10 protein-coding genes and 1 pseudogene are annotated in these 17214 nt (G+C 66.0%); 8 read left to right on the forward strand and 3 right to left on the reverse strand.

Going from position 1 to position 17214, the window contains the following annotated elements; translation table 11 throughout:
* The first annotated feature begins 21 nt into the window (after window positions 1-21).
* The 8 genes and pseudogenes from H7A12_09545 (at window position 22) to H7A12_09580 (ending at window position 9017) form a co-directional block, all read left to right on the forward strand.
* Window positions 22-3213: a type I restriction endonuclease subunit R gene (locus tag H7A12_09545; GenBank protein MCP5321051.1), complete on the forward strand. Its 3192-nt coding sequence runs from the start codon at window positions 22-24 to the stop codon at window positions 3211-3213.
* A 106-nt stretch (window positions 3214-3319) separates the two neighbouring features.
* Window positions 3320-3530, forward strand: a pseudogene (locus tag H7A12_09550) (transcriptional regulator).
* Between the two features lie 41 nt (window positions 3531-3571).
* Window positions 3572-3775 carry a hypothetical protein gene (locus tag H7A12_09555; GenBank protein MCP5321052.1) on the forward strand — a complete coding sequence of 68 codons (204 nt, stop codon included), beginning with the start codon at window positions 3572-3574 and terminating at the stop codon, window positions 3773-3775.
* Between the two features lie 68 nt (window positions 3776-3843).
* Window positions 3844-4851 (forward strand): metalloregulator ArsR/SmtB family transcription factor, encoded by a 1008-nt coding sequence (locus tag H7A12_09560; protein ID MCP5321053.1) that lies wholly within the window; start codon window positions 3844-3846, stop codon window positions 4849-4851.
* On the forward strand, window positions 4848-6008 hold the full coding sequence (locus H7A12_09565; GenBank protein MCP5321054.1) for a methionine adenosyltransferase: 1161 nt from the start codon (window positions 4848-4850) through the stop codon (window positions 6006-6008). The genes H7A12_09560 and H7A12_09565 overlap by 4 nt, the downstream gene beginning before the upstream one ends.
* 34 nt (window positions 6009-6042) lie before the next feature.
* Entirely contained in the window at window positions 6043-7428 is a 1386-nt protein-coding gene (locus H7A12_09570; GenBank protein MCP5321055.1) for an adenosylhomocysteinase, read from the forward strand.
* A gap of 9 nt (window positions 7429-7437) precedes the next feature.
* A complete protein-coding gene (locus H7A12_09575; protein ID MCP5321056.1) occupies window positions 7438-8283 on the forward strand; it encodes a methylenetetrahydrofolate reductase in 846 nt (281 codons plus the stop codon).
* 2 nt (window positions 8284-8285) lie between these two features.
* Entirely contained in the window at window positions 8286-9017 is a 732-nt protein-coding gene (locus tag H7A12_09580; protein ID MCP5321057.1) for a 16S rRNA (uracil(1498)-N(3))-methyltransferase, read from the forward strand.
* Window positions 9018-9222: 205 nt separating this feature from the next.
* Here H7A12_09580 and H7A12_09585 read toward each other — a convergent pair whose 3' ends face one another.
* Genes H7A12_09585 through H7A12_09595 form a run of 3 tightly spaced genes read right to left on the reverse strand, consistent with a single transcriptional unit; the run spans window position 9223 to window position 17207 of the window.
* Window positions 9223-9699 (reverse strand): chemotaxis protein CheW, encoded by a 477-nt coding sequence (locus tag H7A12_09585; protein ID MCP5321058.1) that lies wholly within the window; start codon window positions 9697-9699, stop codon window positions 9223-9225.
* Window positions 9696-15149, reverse strand: a complete 5454-nt coding sequence (locus tag H7A12_09590; GenBank protein ID MCP5321059.1) for an Hpt domain-containing protein — start codon at window positions 15147-15149, stop codon at window positions 9696-9698. Before H7A12_09590 ends, H7A12_09585 begins: the two co-directional genes overlap by 4 nt.
* A gap of 18 nt (window positions 15150-15167) precedes the next feature.
* A complete protein-coding gene (locus H7A12_09595; GenBank protein ID MCP5321060.1) occupies window positions 15168-17207 on the reverse strand; it encodes a methyl-accepting chemotaxis protein in 2040 nt (679 codons plus the stop codon).
* Window positions 17208-17214 lie beyond the last annotated feature (7 nt).

A 17214-nucleotide genomic window follows, 5' to 3' on the forward strand; every position in this document is an offset into this window, starting at 1 on the left:
GTGGAACCCGGAGCCCCGCTGATGGCCTTCCTCTCCGAAGCCGACATCGAATCAGCCCTGCTTGCGCAACTGCGCTCGCTCGGCTGGGCCACGACGTCGGACGAGGTGATCGGCCCGGACGGCAGCGCGCCGGAGCGCGACAGCCACGATGTGACGGTGCTGCACAAGAGGCTGGCCGAAGCCGTGGCGCGGCTCAATCAGCAGATGCCGCAGGAAGCGCGCGACGATGCGCTGCGCAAGCTCACCCAGTCCGTCTTCCCCGGACTGCTGGAAGAAAACCGCCGCATCCATGCGCTGCTGACCGAAGGCGTGGACGTTGAATACGACGGCGACGATGGAGCGTTGACCACCGGCAAGGTGGCATTGCTGGACTTCGAACAACCCAAAAGAAATGACTGGCTGGCCGTGCAGCAGTTCGTGGTCATCAACGGCCAGGTCAACCGCAGGCCGGATGTGGTGCTGTTCGTCAACGGCCTGCCGCTGGCGGTGATCGAACTCAAAGCGCCGGGCAGCGCAGACGCGCATCTGGCGGGTGCGTTCAACCAGTTGCAGACCTACAAGCAGCAGATTCCCGCGCTGTTCCACAGCAATGGACTGCTGGTCACGTCCGATGGCATCGCCGCGCGCGTGGGATCGCTGTCTGCCGATCTGGAGCGCTTCATGCCGTGGCGCACGACCGATGGCGCGGCCATCGCGCCCAAAGGTTTGCCGGAACTGGGAACCTTGATCGAAGGCGTATTCGAGCAGCAGCGGTTTCTCGATCTGCTACGCGACTTCACCGTGTTCGGCGAAACGGGGGCGGGGCTGGCGAAGATCATAGCGGGCTATCACCAGTACCACGCCGTCAATCGCGCCATCGAATCGACGATTCGTGCCGCCGCCGACGCGGCCGGCGAAGACCCGGCCGACTACCGGCTGCCGAGCGTCGCCTCGCAGTCCAGGGGCGACCGACGCGCGGGCGTGATCTGGCACACACAGGGTTCCGGCAAGAGCCTGCTGATGGCCTTCTACGCCGGACGGCTGGTGAAGCACCCTTTGATGCAGAACCCGACGCTGGTGGTGCTAACCGACCGCAACGATCTGGACGACCAGTTGTTCGCCACGTTTTCGATGTGCAAGGACCTGATCCGCCAGACGCCGGTACAGGCGGAAAGCCGCGAGGACTTGCAGCGGCTGCTCAATTGCGCATCAGGTGGCGTGATCTTCACCACGTTGCAGAAATTCGGCGAGGTGGCCGAACCGCTGACGACGCGTCGCAACGTGGTCGTCATCGCCGACGAAGCGCACCGTTCGCAATACGGCTTCCGCGCCAGGGTGGACGGCAGGACCGGCGAGGTTTCCTACGGTTTCGCCAAATACCTGCGCGATGCGCTGCCGAACGCCTCGCTCATCGGTTTCACCGGCACGCCGATCGAGGCGACGGACGTCAACACGCCGATGGTGTTTGGCAACTACATCGACATCTACGACATCAGCCGCGCGGTGGAAGATGGCGCGACCGTGCCGATCTACTACGAATCGCGGCTGGCGCGCATCGAGCTGGACGAGGATGAGAAGCCCAGGCTCGACGCCGAGGTGGAGGTACTGACCGAAGACGAAGCGCAGGCTGAGCAGGAGAAACTCAAGCGCAAGTGGGCGACTGTCGAGGCGCTGGTCGGCAGCGAAAAACGCCTTGCGCTAGTGGCGAAGGATCTGGTCACGCACTTCGAGGATCGCCTCGCCGCGCTGGACGGCAAGGCCATGGTGGTGTGTATGAGCCGCCGTATCTGCGTGGCGCTGTACGACGAAATCGTCAAGCTGCGCCCGGACTGGCACAGCACCGACGACAAGGCCGGCGCCGTCAAGATCGTGATGACTGGCGCAGCCAGCGATCCACCGGCATGGCAGCAGCACATCGGCAACAAGGTGCGACGCGATCTGCTCGCCAAGCGCGCTCGTGATGCGAAAGATCCGTTGAAGCTCGTCATCGTGCGCGATATGTGGCTGACCGGCTTCGATGCGCCGTGCATGCACACGATGTACGTGGACAAGCCGATGCAGGGTCACGGCCTGATGCAGGCTATCGCTCGGGTGAACCGCGTGTTCCGCGACAAGCCGGCGGGCCTGATCGTGGACTACATCGGCATCGCGCAGAGCCTGAAATCCGCACTGGCCCAGTATTCGCCGCGCGATCAGGCCACCACGGGCGTCGACGAAGCCGAAGCCGTTGCCGTGCTGCTGGAGAAACACGACATCGTGCGGGCGATGTTCCACGGCTTTGACTACGCCACGGCGCTGAACGGCACACCGCAACAACGGCTGGCGATGATGGCCGGGGCCATCGAGTGGATTCTGGACAGGCAGCAGCAATGGGCTGCCGCCGAAACAACGGCGGAAGGCAAGAAGAACGCGCAGCGGCGTTATCAGGATGCGATGCTGGCCTTATCGAAGGCGTATTCGCTGGCGTCGGCCTCCGACGAGGCGCGCAGCATCCGCGAGGAAGTCGGTTTCTTCCAGGCCATCCGCGCCGCACTGGTCAAGTCAGCCGGCGGCTCCGGCGTGACCTCGCAGGAGCGCGATTTCGCCATCCAGCAGATCGTCAGCCGGGCGGTGGTCTCGACCGAGATCGTGGACATCCTGAAAGCGGCGGGCATCCAGTCGCCGGACATTTCCATCCTGTCCGACGAATTCCTCGCCGAAGTGCAGCAGATGGGCAAGAAGAACCTTGCGCTGGAGGCTTTGCGCAAGCTGCTCAACGACGGCATCCGTTCGCGCAACAAGGCCAATATCGTCGAGACACGGGCCTTTTCGGAACGCCTGGAAGATGCCGTGGCCCGTTACCACGCCAATGCCATCACCACCGCCGAAGTGCTGCAGGAGCTGATCCAGTTGGCCAAGGACATCCGCGCAGCGCGGCAGCGTGGCGAGGAATCGGGTTTGTCCGACGAGGAAATCGCCTTCTACGACGCGCTGGCCGAGAACGACTCGGCGGTGCAGGCCATGGGCGACGACAAGCTCAAGGTCATCGCCCACGAATTGCTCGTCAGCTTAAAAGGCAATGTCTCGGTGGACTGGGCGCATCGCGATTCGGCACGCGCCCGGATGCGCGTGCTGGTCAAGCGCATCCTGCGCAAGTACGGCTACCCGCCCGATCTGCAGGACGCAGCGGTGCAGACGGTGTTGCAGCAGGCCGAGGCGCTGTCGGCTGAGTGGGTTCAGGGAGGGAACAGATGACAGCCCTTTCTGCTGATCGCCCGAACGTCGACCCGAAAAATGATCTATCCAAGTCCTTGATGCAGGGTTTTTTGCAGGAGGTCGGCAGCGCGTTGGCGGAAGATTCGCCGAGGCGACGCGGCTCTGGAACTTTCCCTATACCGCCATCGAAGATGGCCGTGGTCAACGCGGTGTATCACCGTTCCCATGAGGAGCGTGAGCCCATCGAGGTGCGCATCAGCCATGACGAACTGGTGGTCGTCAGCTACCCCGGCCCAGATCGGTCGATCCGCATGGAAGACCTGAAGGCGGGCCGCGCCGTCAGCCGCCGCTACCGCCTGACCACCCTCGGGCGGCGATGGTTGGAGCAGAAAGCCTGATGGATGCCCTTGCCAGCATTGCGCCCCTTGCGGCGCAAGTGAATGAACTTCAACGACAAGCGGCGCGGGCAGCCGAGCCGAATGTTGAGCACCTCATTCATGCCCGGTCGTGCGATACACAGGAAATCGAACACACGCTGGATCACTTGCTGGACTGCGCCTGTGTGCCTGACGGCGGAACCGCTGCAACAGCGCTTTGGTAATCCCAGCACAAACTATTTCATCAAAAAATTTCGATATATGCTGGCAGGCCCTGCTAGACTCCGGCCCCATGACGCTTGGTGCAACGCCCATCCTGCCTGTCGGCGGCTACGAAGGCCTGAGCCGGCTGTGCCGTGCGGCCGGAGATCGGCTGCGCCTCGAGATCCTGCGCCTGCTGGCACGCGATGCATACGGTGTGCTGGAGCTGTGCCAGATCTTCGGCGTGCGCCAACCCGCGATGAGCCACCACCTGAAGGTGCTGGCGGAAGCCGGACTGGTGCACCGGCGCCGCGAAGCAACGTCGATCTACTACGGGCGCAGTCACCGGGCTGCGTCCGAGGAGCTGGACGCGCCGATGCAGGCAATCCTTGCCGCCGCCGATCGACTGGAGCCTGGTGAAGCGACGGCGCGCGGGGTCGCCGTGGTGCAGGAGGCACGCGTTCGCAGCTCGCGCGAGTTCTTCGCCGCGAATGCACGCAAGCTGCAGGCGCAGCAGGAGCTGATCGCGCCGTACTCGCGCTACGCTGGGGCAGTCGGCGAGCTGCTCTCGACGCTGCTGGCGCAGCCGTGTGCGCTGGCAATCGAGCTGGGGCCAGGCGACGGTTGGCTGCTGCCGGAGCTCTCGTGCCGCAGTCAGCGCGTGGTGGCGATCGACAGCTCGGCCGAGATGCTCGAACAGGCTCGCATGCACTGCGTGGCAACGGGTCTCGCGAACGTGGAACTGGTGCACGACGACAGTACGCACGCGCGCTCACTGGCGGCCAGTGCAGACGTGGTGGTGGCCAACATGGTGCTGCACCACACGGCTTCACCTGCCAGCGTGCTGCGCGATCTCGCCACGGCATTGCGCCCGGGTGGGCTGCTGCTGCTGAGCGATCTGTGTACCCACGCACAGGGCTGGACCCGCGAGACCTGCGGCGATCTGTGGCTTGGCTTCGCCCCCGAGGAACTGTCGCGCTGGGGCAGCGCGGCAGGACTGGACGAAGGGGAGAGCGTCTATCTGGCACTACGCAACGGTTTCCGCATCCAGGTGCGGGTTTTTCATCGAAGGCTTGACGCGACAAGGGCACGATCATGAGCGAATACGCGACTTTCACCTCGGAATCGGTTTCCGAGGGCCATCCCGACAAGATGGCGGACCAGATCTCGGACGCCATCCTCGACGCGATTCTGGACAAGGATCCGAACGCACGCGTCGCGGTCGAAACACTGGTCAAGACGGGCATGGCGATCGTCGCCGGCGAGGTGACCAGCAACACCTACGTGGATCTGGAGCCGCTGATCCGCCAGGTGATCCTCGACATCGGCTACGACAGCTCGGACGTCGGGTTCGACGGCGCCACCTGCGCGGTGCTGAACGCGATCGGCAAGCAGTCGCACGACATCGCGATCGGCGTCGACGCGACCGAAAGCAAGGAGCAGGGTGCCGGCGACCAGGGCCTGATGTTCGGCTACGCGTCGAACGAGACCGATGTGCTGATGCCGGCGCCGATCACCTACGCGCACCGGCTGATGCGCCAGCAGGCGGCCCTGCGCAGGAGCGGCGATCCACGGTGGCGGTGGCTGCGCCCCGACGCCAAGAGCCAGATCACGATCCGCTACGACAATGGCCGACCGGTCGCCGTCGATGCGGTCGTCGTCTCGACACAGCACACCCCCGACATGGCACAGCAGAAACTGCGCGAACTGGTGATCGAAGGAATCATCCGTCCGGTGCTGCCCGCCGAATGGCTGCACGCCGGGACCAGGTACCACGTGAATCCCACTGGCCAGTTCATCATCGGCGGCCCGCTCGGGGACTGCGGACTCACCGGGCGCAAGATCATCGTCGACAGCTACGGCGGGATGGCACGTCATGGCGGGGGCGCCTTCTCCGGCAAGGACCCGTCGAAGGTGGACCGCTCCGCCGCCTACGCAGGGCGCTACGTCGCGAAGAACCTGGTCGCGGCCGGACTGGCCGACCGCTGCGAGATCCAGGTGTCGTACGCGATAGGCCTTGCCGAACCGACCTCGATCTCGGTCAACACCTTCAATACCGGCAAACTGCCGGATGCCAGGATCATCGAGCTGATCCGCGAGCACTTCGACCTGCGTCCGCGCGGAATCACCGAGATGCTCGACCTGAAGCGCCCGATCTATCGCGCAACCGCAGCCTACGGGCATTTCGGCCGCGAGGAACCCGGCTTCACGTGGGAGCGCACCGACAAGGCTCCAGAACTCGCGAAGGCACTGTGATGCCGACGCCGACATACACCCGAGGAATCCGGACATGACTACTGCACAGCACGCCCCTGCCGACTACAAGGTTGCCGATATCACGCTCGCGGCGTGGGGACGGCGCGAAATCGCGATCGCCGAGACCGAGATGCCGGCACTGATGGCCATCCGCGCCCGCTACCGCCACAGCAAGCCGCTCGCCGGCGCACGCGTCCTCGGCTGCCTGCACATGACGATCCAGACCGCGGTACTGATCGAGACACTGGTCGAGCTCGGCGCCGAAGTGCGCTGGTCCTCGTGCAATATCTTTTCCACCCAGGACCATGCGGCAGCAGCAATCGCTGCGCGCGGGATCGCGGTCTACGCCTGGAAGGGCGAGACCGAGCAAGAGTACGACTGGTGCATCGAGCAGACGATCCTGAAGGACGGCAGGCCGTGGCCGGTCAACATGGTGCTCGACGACGGCGGCGATCTGACCGCGATCCTGCACCAGCGTTTCCCGCACCTGCTCGACCGCGTGCATGGCATCACCGAGGAAACGACGACCGGCGTACTGCGTCTGCAGGAAATGCTTCAGCAGGGCGCGCTGAAGGTGCCGGCGGTCAACGTGAACGACTCGGTGACCAAGTCGAAGAACGACAACAAGTACGGCTGCCGTCACAGCCTCAGCGACGCGATCAAGCGCGGCACCGATCATCTGCTGGCAGGCAAGAAGGCGCTGGTGATCGGCTACGGTGACGTCGGCAAGGGTTCTGCCCAGTCCTTGCGCCAGGAAGGCATGATCGTGCGCATCAGCGAGATCGATCCGATCTGCGCGATGCAGGCCTGCATGGACGGCTACGAAGTCGTGTCACCGTATATCGGTGGCAGCAACGACGCCAGCGCGGCCTGCGTCGACCGTGCGCTGCTCGGCCAAATCGACCTGGTCGTCACCGCAACCGGCAATCGCGACGTTTGCGATCGCCACATGCTGAGCGCACTGAAATGTGGTGCGGTGGTATGCAACATCGGTCACTTCGACCACGAGATCGACACCGCCTTCATGCGCTGCGAGTGGGAGTGGGAAGAGGTGAAGCCGCAGGTGCACCAGGTCTATCGCGACCGCGCCAGCAACGATCACCTGATCCTGCTTTCCGAAGGCCGGCTGGTGAACCTCGGCAACGCGACCGGACACCCGTCGCGCGTGATGGACGGCTCGTTCGCCAACCAGGTGCTGGCGCAAATCTATCTGTTCGAGCGTCGCTTCGCGGAGCTGGAACCGGAGATGAAGCCGTCGGCACTGCGCATCGAGGTGCTGCCGAAGCGCCTCGACGAGGAGGTGGCGCGGCACATGGTCAGCGGATTCGGTGGCGTACTCACACGCCTCACACCGGAGCAGGCGGACTATATCAAGGTGCCGGTCGACGGGCCGTTCAAGAACGAACAGTATCGTTACTGAGGCACGGTGATGACACGACCCCCCGCAGGCTTTCGGCTGAGCTGCGAATACTTTCCGCCCAAGACAGCCGACGGGCGCGCGAAGCTGCTGGCCACGCACGAGGAGCTGAGCGTGCTCGCACCGGCATTCTCTTCGGTGACCTACGGTGCGGGCGGTTCGACGCGTGAGGCCACGCGTGACGTGGTGCTCGAACTGGCCCGCGGTGGCAATGCCATTGCACCGCACCTGTCGTTCGGCGGTGACGACGAATCGCTGGTTCTCGAGCTGCTGCAGACGTATCGCGACAACGGCATCCATCGACTGGTCGCCCTGCGCGGCGACCTGCCGTCGGGCGTGGGCGGCATGTCGCAACTGATCCACGCCAGCGAACTGGTGCGCTTCATCCGGCGGCACATGGGTGGGCATTTCACGGTCGAGGTCGCGGCATACCCCGAAATGCACCCGCAGGCGCGTGACTTCGCCAGTGACATACGCTTCCTGAAGCAGAAGTTCGACGCCGGCGCCGACAGCGGCATCACCCAGTTCTTCTACAACGCCGACGCCTATTTCCATTTCGTGCAGACCTGTCGCGCCGAGGGCATCGGAGAGCCGATCTACCCGGGCATCATGCCGATTCTGAACTACCAGAACCTCGCGCGCTTTGCGCACAACTGCGGCGCGGAAATCCCGCGCTGGCTGCGCTGCCGGCTGGAATCGCTGCAGGACGACGAAACCGGAATGCGCGAGTTCGCCACCGGATTCGTCGGCGACCTGTGCCGTCGCCTGCTCGACGGTGGCGCGCCGGGACTGCACTTCTACACGATGAACCAGGCCGCCCCGACACTCGCGATCTGTCGCGCAGCCGGCCTGCTGTGACGATGCGCATGCCGCGCCTGTTCATCGAGCAAGCGCTCGTCGCGGGCACGGAGATCACGCTGCACGACGCGCCAGCCCACTATGTGCGCAACGTGCTGCGCCTCGAGCGTGGAAACACACTGAGCGTATTCGACGACAGCGGCAGCGAGTTCACGGCAGTACTGGCGGCCATCGAACGCCGCTCGTTGCGCCTCGCGCTCGGAAATGCACTCGCGGCTGCCACCGAAAGTCCGCTCAGCGTGCATCTCGGAATCGGTCTGGCGCGCGGTGAGCGCATGGACTGGACCGTGCAGAAGAGCACCGAACTGGGCGTGGCGACGATCACGCCCCTGTTGCTCGCGCGCTGCAACGCGAAACTCGACGCCGGTCGCGGCGACAACCGCTTGCGCCACTGGCGGCAGGTGGCGATCGCTGCCTGCGAGCAGAGCGGACGCAGGCGCCTGCCGTCGATCGAGCCACCACTGCCGCTCGAGGACTGGTTCGCTGCCCGTGCCGACATGCCGGGACTGGTGCTGCACACCACCGGCAACGGCGCGCTGGTGGCTGATCCGCCACCCGGGGCGGTGCGCGTGCTGGTGGGTCCGGAAGGCGGGCTCGACCCGACGGAATTCACTCGCGCCTGCACGGCAGGGTTCAGTCCGTGGTCGCTGGGGCCGCGTGTGCTGCGCACCGAAACGGCTCCGGTCGCAGCGCTGGCGATCCTGCAGTACCTGTGGGGTGATCTGCGAGCCTGAAGAGGGTGGCGCAAAACGCCGTGAAGCGTGGGGCGATGCCTTGGTATCGGGGGGGCGTGTGCCGCAGGGATGCGGCACTCGAGCCTGCAGGGATGCATTTACGGCGTCCAACCGGTGCCAAGGCATCGTCCCGCGCTGCTCGCATCGACGGTCGGAGGCTTTTGCGACAGCCTCTAGGGGTGGCGCGCGTCCGGGTACGTTCGGCTCAGCGCTCGACGCTGCCGTATTGGCGCAGGGCCGCCTCCACCGCATCCAGATCCGGTATCGCGCCATCCTGCCCGTGTACGCGCACCTTCATGCATTCGGTCCGTCCGGGCGTACGCTGCGGGTCGGGGTGCACGTCCGCAGCCGTCATCAGCAGCAGATGCGGCACGCCCTGCGCGAGGACCGCGTAGTTGCGCCATCTGCCACCATCACCGAGCGCGCTCATGATCACGATGCGCCCACCATGCCCGGTATCGCTGAGCGCGCCGCCATTCAGCGCCTCGAAGCACAGCACCGGAATCGTCGTCTCGTGCCAATGCAGCATCCCGAGCAGCCACGCAGGTGCCCTCAGGGGCCGCACCAGATCGCGACGACGGATGATCTCGACCACCACCGCGCTCGGCACCACGAGCAATTCTTCTGCGAGCGGGACCAGCAGCGCGCTGAGATCATGCGACGAATGCTCGCTTGCCATCATGCCGTGACCTCTTTTGGCGCCAGCAGCGCGCGTATCTGCTCGAGCAGCACCGACTCCTGGTAGGGCTTCCCGAGGTAAGCGTTCGCACCCAGCGCAAACGCGCGTTCACGATGCTTGTCGCCGGTGCGCGAGGTGATCATGACGATCGGCAGGTCGCGCAGCACATCGCTGAGCCGGACCTTGCTGATCACCTCGAAGCCATCCATATGCGGCATCTCGATGTCGAGGAGCATCACGTCAGGCACCTGTTCCTGCAGCTTCAACATCGCCTCGGCACCGTCCTTCGCCGTGACCACCTGCATCCCTTCGCGCTCGAGGAAACGCGTCGTGACCTTGCGCACGGTCACCGAATCGTCGACCACCATGACCCGCGGCGGACGCTCGCCGTGACGCGGCGCCAGCACACGCGTGCCGCGCTCGTAGGCGGTGAAGCCACTGGCAGCGTCGGCGCGCAACATGGCCGGCAAATCGAGGATCAATACCACCGAACCGTCGCCGAGCACGGTTGCACCGCTCAGCCCCGGAACCGTGCCGAACTGCGGGCCCAGGCTCTTCACCGCGATGTCGCGCGCTCCCAGCAGGCGATCGACCTCGACTGCCAGCGCCTGGCCGCCGCCGCGCACCAGCACCAGCGGCACGGTATCGCCGTCGATGCCGAGATCACGGTGCTCGTCGGGGTGCAGCACGGCACCGAGGTAGCGCACGCGATAGCCCTGACCGGCGTACTCCAGCAGCCGTTCATCCGCCGCGTACTGTGCGAGCTCGTCGACGCGCAGCCTCACCACGCCAGCCACGGTATTCAACGGCAGCGCATAGGTCTCCTGCCCGACACCGACCAGCAGCGCACGGTTCACCGACACGGTGAATGGCAGGCGCACCACGAAACGCGTGCCCTCGGCCGGACGACTGTCGATCTCGAGCGAACCGCCCATCTGGCGGATCTCGCTGCTGACCACATCCATGCCAACGCCACGCCCGGAAATCTGGGTGACCGCGGTGGCCGTACTGAATCCCGGGTGCAGGATGAACTGCAACACGTCGTGGTCGCGCAGTTGCGCGACCGGATCCAGCAGTCCGCGCTCGATCGCCTTGCTGCGCACGGCCGCCAGATCCACGCCGCCGCCGTCGTCGGCAACCACGATCACCACGTCACCGCCGTCACGCGCGACATCGATATGGATCTGTCCCGTCGTCGGCTTGTTGCGCTCGCGACGCCGGGCAGCAGCCTCGATGCCGTGATCGACGGCATTGCGCAACATATGCTCGAGCGGCGCCATCACGCGCTCGAGGATGCCGCGATCGAGATCACCCCCAACATTGCCGACCACGAGTTCGACATCCTTGCCGAGTTCGCCTGCAACCTGGCGCACCAGGCGCTTGAGCCGCGGCACCACGCTCGAGAAGGGAACCATGCGCGAACGCATCAACCCTTCCTGCAACTGGCCGTTGAGGCGCCCCTGCTGGACCAGTACGGTCTCGAGGTCACGGGTCTTTTCGGCCAGCGTGCGCTTGATGTCGAGCAGGTCCGAGGCGCTCTCCACCAGCGAACGTGACAGTTGCTGCAACTGCGAATAGCGATCCATCTCGAGCGGATCGAAACCTTCTGCCGACGAGCCATCGGCGCGCTCACGGCGGAACAGCACCTGCGCTTCGGTAGCGATGTCGAGTCGCCGCACCTGACCCTGCACGCGCTCGATCGCGCCTTGCATGTCGTCGAACAGCTGGCCGAGTTCGTTCACCTGCTCCTCGACCCGGGCACGCGAGATGCTCGCCTCGCCCGCGAGGTTCACCAGCTCCTCGAGGAGTTGTGCCGAGACCCGTACCACCTCGTCGCGCGGCTTCGGCGCGGCAGCAGGCGTCGCCGCCACGAAAGGTGGCACCGAGATCACCGTCTCCGTCACCTCCGCAGAGGCTGCGACCGGCTCCGTGACGGACGCGACCGACTCCCCGACGGGCTCGACCGGCTCCTGCGCTTCGAATGCAACTGCGACGACCGAAGGCACCTCCGGCTCCGGCGCGCGAGGCGGCGGTTGTACAGCGACAGCCGGCTGCTCCCTGATCGCATCCATCGCCCGCAGCAGCCGCTCGTGGAATTCCGCCACGCGCGCGAAGAAGGCGTCGTCGAAACGCCCGAAGCGCAGCGCCTCGTTGATCAGCAGCGTCTCGAAATGATGCGCAAGCTCGCCGAAGTACTTCAGCCCCGCCATGCGGGCGCCACCCTTCAGCGTATGCACGTGGCGCTGCAGGTCGTCGAAGGGCGCACGGTTGCCGCGATCGTGACGCCAGGCATCGATCGATTCGTCGATCGCCAGCATCAGCTCCTCGGCTTCCTCGAGGAAAATGCCGAGCAGTTCCGCTTCTGCGTGCTGCAGATCGCGCTGCATGCGCTCCTGCGCGACGTCGGGGGTATCGTCGAACAACGGCGGCTCGGCGATGACCGGCGCTGCTGGAGTCCGCGTGACAGCTGCCAGGCGCTCGATGATCGCGGCCGGAGTTTCCGGCAATTCACCGGCAGCAAGGCGATCGAGCACATCGAGGCACGCCTCGCATGCCGCACCGAGCGCTCCGAACAGCTCGACCGATGGCCCCACCCCGCCGAGGACTGCCGGTTCGAGCGCATCCAGCATGGGTCGCGCGAGCCGCAGCACGCCCGTGACCCCGAGCTGGGCAGCGCGCTCGTGCACTGCCCGCAATTCATCCAGCAATGCGTGCCCGCCAGCCGCCGTATCGTGCCCCGCACGCCAGGCCTCGAGCAGTGAACCCGCATGGAACAGTTTTTCCAGCGCCTCGTGCAGGAAACGTACGAGGCGCGCATCGGGATGGGCCGCACGCGCCGCTCGCGGAAAGACGTCGTCGATGCCCGCGCGCAGTGCCTGCGCCCGCGCCTCGAGGCCCAACGTATCCGCCGGTTCGCTCAGCGCGTGGTCGAGCAGGTCGCAAAGCTGCGTCAGCAGTGCCAACTGCCCTGCAGTGAGCGCCTGTGCAGCCTCGCCGGCAGCGTGGACCATATCGTCCAGCGGCTCGAGCACGAGCGCGAGGGTATCGTTGCCTGCCGCGCAGGAGCTGCCGCGCAAGGTATGCAGGGTGCGCAGCAGCGACTGGTTCACCACCGCAGGCTCTGCAACACCGAGGTATGCACGCAACGCGTGCAGGTGTTCGGCGAGCTCTTCGCCAAATATCGTACGCAGCCGCTCACCGGCTTCCTGCTCGACATCGCCCACGCCGACCGGTTCCGGCACCGGCTCGGACGGAACTGCCACTGGCGCAGGCGCGGGCGGAACAGGCACCTCGGCAGGCGGCTCCTCACCGCGCGCCAGGGCGTCGAGACGCCTGCGCAGTGGTGTTACCGCATCGCGCTGGCCCTCCACGCCCTGCGCGAACGCAGTGACCAGATCCGGCAACAGTGCCCGGCACGCAGCCACCGCAGCCACCAGCACCGGCGTGACCGCCAACGTACCGTCGATGACGCGGTTCAACAGATTCTCGGCCGACCAGGAGAGTTCGCCGATCAGGTCGGCGCCGACCATGCGCCCGCTGCCCTTCAGCGTGTGGAACGCACGGCGCAACTCGGTGAGCGCGCTGCCCGGCTCCGGCGCAACGCTCCACTGCGGCAGTTGTTCGCTGATCGTCGCCAGCACTTCGGTGGCTTCCTCGACAAAGACCTCGACGATCTCCGGATCGGGCGCGGCGATTACCTGCGTGGTCACGGGCGTGGGGACAGGCGAGGGTGCCTGCACCTCGATCGGGCCCGCAGCAATCGTCGCAGGCTCTGCCGGGGCCAGCGATACCAGCGACAGCAGCTCGTCTGTCGTGAGTGCCGGCTCCACCGGCTCTGCGCCGCCCCCGTGCAACGTTGCGGCGGCCCGCACCAGGATCAGGTCCGAGGCGTAACCGTCGATCAGGAAACGTTCGAGGAAATACTCGACCGCGCCGAGCGCGTCGGCCAGGGTGTCGATCACCGCCGCACCCGGTCTCGCGCCTTCGTCGGTCTGGATCGCGACGAGATGGTCACGACACCCCTGCAATACATCGGCTGCAGCGTCCAGCCCGGCGACCTGCAGCGCACCGGCAAGCCGATGCAGCTCGTCCGGCAGTCCACTGAGCACGCTGACTCCACCGTATGAAGACAAATAGTCGGTGACGGTCTGCTTTACCCGTTCCAGTGCATTGCCGACCTCGCGGCACACCGCCTCGAGCGCACGCTGCAACGGGTGGCGACGGTTGGCGACAGCCCCTCCACCGCCTGCGGCCACCGCACGCGTGGCAAGCCGTTGGTCGAGGTCGAGCAGCGCTGCCGAGACCGCCGTGATCTGATCATCGAGCCCGGGACCGGGGGTGAAGCCAGCAGCCATCCGCTCGATCTGCGTCTGCAGCAGGTGCTGCTCGTCCTGGAAGCCGAGTCCCGCAAGCAGCTGTGCGATGCGGCGCAACTCCGGCTCCACTTCCCGCAGCGTGCGGGCGTTCGCCATCGCATCACCTTCGGTGGACTCGAGGCGCTGCAGAACGGAGCCGAGCTCGTCCGTGAGCGCCACGATCGCCGCCGCGACCGCGCCCAGATCGTACCGGGTTGCGGCTGCAGCGAGCAGCCGATGACGTCGCTGTACCTCGACCACCCGCTCGCTGACCGGTGCCGAAGCCGCAAGCCCCGCGAGCAGGCGGGTGCAGGTCTGCACGTCGGGTGCACGCCGGTAACAGCCTGCCTCGAGCGCGATGCCCGCGCGCAGTTCGCCGTCGAGCTCACGCAGCAACGCGAGTGCCTGCTCGTCGGGTTCCACGCCGGCGCACTCGAGCGCATTCACCCACGCAGCCGCCGTTTCCCAGAACAGACGGTGCCCGGTCGAGCCCAGGCGCTGCGCAAGCAGTGCGAACACGCGGACGAGCTGGCCCAGGCGCTGCGCCGACGCGTCCCGGCGCAACACCCCAAGGAGCTCCGCCTGGAAACGCTGGCGTGCCAGTCGCAGCAATTGCATCTCTTCCGGTGATGCCGACGGCGCCTGCTCACCGGTATCGCGATGCAGCGCATCGAGCGCGAACGACAGTTCGGCCGGTGGTGGCGGCAACGGCGCCGCACCCCGCAGCGCGCGCAGATCGTTCAGCACCATCAGCACGTCGTGTGGCGATTCGCGACGCTCGGTGCCAACCCGCCGCAGGTAGGCGGGCAGTTCCATCACGGCGGCAAGCAGTGTCTGCAACGCATCGCTGGAGGGCGCCAGCTCCGCATTCAGCAGCGCCTGCAGGGTCTGTTCGATTTCATCGGCAAGGCGTTCCGCGCTCGGCACCGCGAGCAGACGCAACGTGGCGTGGATCTGGTGCGCGCCCGTGAGTCCGCTGCGCAGACGGGTCGAATCGGACGGATCGTCGGCAAAGCCGAGCAGTGTGCGCACGAGCTCGTCGGATACCTGTCCGAGCTCGTCCGCTACCCACTGCAGCGCACCGAGATCCTTTTCCATCGCGCGTACCGCGTGCAATCAGCGCGAGCGCAGCGAGTGCCCGGACTCGGGCAGCTTGAAGCCGGCTACCGAACCGCGCAGCTCGTTGGTCATCGAGGCGAGCTTGCCGACCGATTGCGCTGCGGCAGTGGTTCCTGCCGCAGTCTGGGAGGTGATCTCCTGGATGATGTTCATGGTGTTGGAGATATGGCCCGCCGACGACGCCTGCTGGCGCGCCGCGTTCGAAATGTTCTGGATCAGGGCGGCAAGACTCTTCGACACGGTCTCGATCTCTTCCAGCGCAACGCCCGCGTCCTCGGCGAGGCGCGCGCCACGCACCACCTCGCTCGTGGTCTGCTCCATGGACATCACGGCTTCATGGGTATCGGACTGGATCGTCTTCACGAGAGCCTCGATCTGGCGGGTCGCGCCGCTCGAGCGCTCGGCGAGCCGCTGCACCTCGTCGGCGACCACCGCGAAGCCGCGCCCTGCCTCGCCGGCCATCGACGCCTGGATCGCGGCGTTGAGCGCCAGAATGTTCGTCTGGTCCGCGATGTCATTGATCAGCGAAACGATATCGCCGATCTCCTGGGAACTCTCGCCAAGGCGCTTGATGCGCTTTGCGGTTTCCTGGATCTGCTCCCGGATCGTGTCCATGCCGCCGATGGTGTTCTGCACGACCCGCGAACCGGTATTGGCCAGCGCGACCGAACGGTCGGCCACGGACGCCGACTCGGCTGCGTTCGAGGATACCTGGTCGATCGAGAAGGCCATCTCGTTGACCGCCGACGAAGCTCCCGCGATTTCCTGCGCCTGGTGCTCTGCCGCTTCGGCAAGATGCAGGGCGGTTGCCTGCGTGTCCTCGGCAGCCTGCGAGACGCTGTGCGAAGTACGATTGATCGAGGACACCAGCACGCGCAACTGGTCGATCGTGTAGTTGATGGCGTCGGCGATGGCTCCGGTGAAGTCCTCGGTCACCGTTGCGCTGCTGGTGAGATCGCCATCGGCGAGCCCCGCGATCTCGTCGAGCAGACGCAGGATCGCGTGCTGGTTACGCTCGTTGGTCGCCGCGGTCTGCACCAGGCGACGCCGGGTATCGAGCGACCACAGGATGCCGATCATGATCAGTGAAATCGTGATCAGGCTGCCGAACAGCAGGGCGCTGCCCATATTGAGACTGCGCCTGTCCTCGAGCGCACTGATGCGGTCCGAGGTCGTTCCGGTCGCGTTCAGCAGTCGCGGCGATTTGCGCGCAATGGCATCGGCCGCAGCGCGTGCCTGCTCCAGATCCGGTGCGGCGTCGAGGATGCGCTGGCGCGCATCGCCGATGGTACGGAACACGCGCTGCACTTCGGCGGCCTCGTCACGGGCGTCACCGGCGGGCAGCGCCGGCACTCCGCGCGTGGTGCTGCCGCGCTGCAGCACACCGAGCCGGTCTGCGAAATCTTCCACGTCGGCACCAAGCCGGGCGGCTGCCTCGACCGCATTCTCACCCTGCAGGACCTTCTCGAGATTGCGTGCGATGCGCTCGGTGAGCCACTGCTGCTGCTCCGCCAGAGCGACCTGCTGCGTTGAACCCCCGCTGACACCGATCAGCTCCGCAACACGGGCCGCATGCTTCTGCACGGCCTCGATCGAGCCATCGACCGTCGTCGACAGCTCGCCCAGGAAGCGGATGCTGTCACGGCGCGTCACGATGCCCGACGCTGCGGTATCGACCTCGCTCCACGCGGCCCCGATCTCGGCAAGCTCCTCGGGCAGCAGATCGCGCAGCGGTGGCAGGCGCTCACCGCCGCGATCCAGTTCCGCGAAGGTGGTGGCGAACTCGGCACGCGCCCTTGCGAGCGTATCGAGTGCCTGTACGTCGCCGCCGACCGCTTCGCGGGCCGCCGCGTCGATCTGCTGCGACAGCACACGCAGATTGCCGAGCATTTCCCGATAGGCGGCATCACGGCCCGTATCACGCAGTATCACGTAGAGGTTCCACACGAAGGCGAGGATCGCGACAGTCAGCACGGCCCCCCACACAGCGATCCAGCGCACCTGCGGCGCCTTGGCCGACCCCTGCTTTGCGATCATCACTCGA

This window comes from Pseudomonadales bacterium (assembly GCA_024234165.1).
GTDB lineage: Bacteria > Pseudomonadota > Gammaproteobacteria > Pseudomonadales > UBA5518 > UBA5518.

What these genes read in the sequence shown, in the direction of transcription:
- H7A12_09595 (MCP5321060.1), bottom strand. Translation starts at nt 17,207, where the DNA reads ATGATCGCAAAGCAGGGGTCGGCCAAGGCGCCGCAGGTGCGCTGGATC.
- H7A12_09560 (MCP5321053.1), top strand. Translation starts at nt 3,844, where the DNA reads ATGACGCTTGGTGCAACGCCCATCCTGCCTGTCGGCGGCTACGAAGGC.
- H7A12_09580 (MCP5321057.1), top strand. Translation starts at nt 8,286, where the DNA reads ATGCGCATGCCGCGCCTGTTCATCGAGCAAGCGCTCGTCGCGGGCACG.
- H7A12_09570 (MCP5321055.1), top strand. Translation starts at nt 6,043, where the DNA reads ATGACTACTGCACAGCACGCCCCTGCCGACTACAAGGTTGCCGATATC.
- H7A12_09545 (MCP5321051.1), top strand. Translation starts at nt 22, where the DNA reads ATGGCCTTCCTCTCCGAAGCCGACATCGAATCAGCCCTGCTTGCGCAA.
- H7A12_09555 (MCP5321052.1), top strand. Translation starts at nt 3,572, where the DNA reads ATGGATGCCCTTGCCAGCATTGCGCCCCTTGCGGCGCAAGTGAATGAA.
- H7A12_09585 (MCP5321058.1), bottom strand. Translation starts at nt 9,699, where the DNA reads ATGATGGCAAGCGAGCATTCGTCGCATGATCTCAGCGCGCTGCTGGTC.
- H7A12_09565 (MCP5321054.1), top strand. Translation starts at nt 4,848, where the DNA reads ATGAGCGAATACGCGACTTTCACCTCGGAATCGGTTTCCGAGGGCCAT.
- H7A12_09590 (MCP5321059.1), bottom strand. Translation starts at nt 15,149, where the DNA reads ATGGAAAAGGATCTCGGTGCGCTGCAGTGGGTAGCGGACGAGCTCGGA.
- H7A12_09575 (MCP5321056.1), top strand. Translation starts at nt 7,438, where the DNA reads ATGACACGACCCCCCGCAGGCTTTCGGCTGAGCTGCGAATACTTTCCG.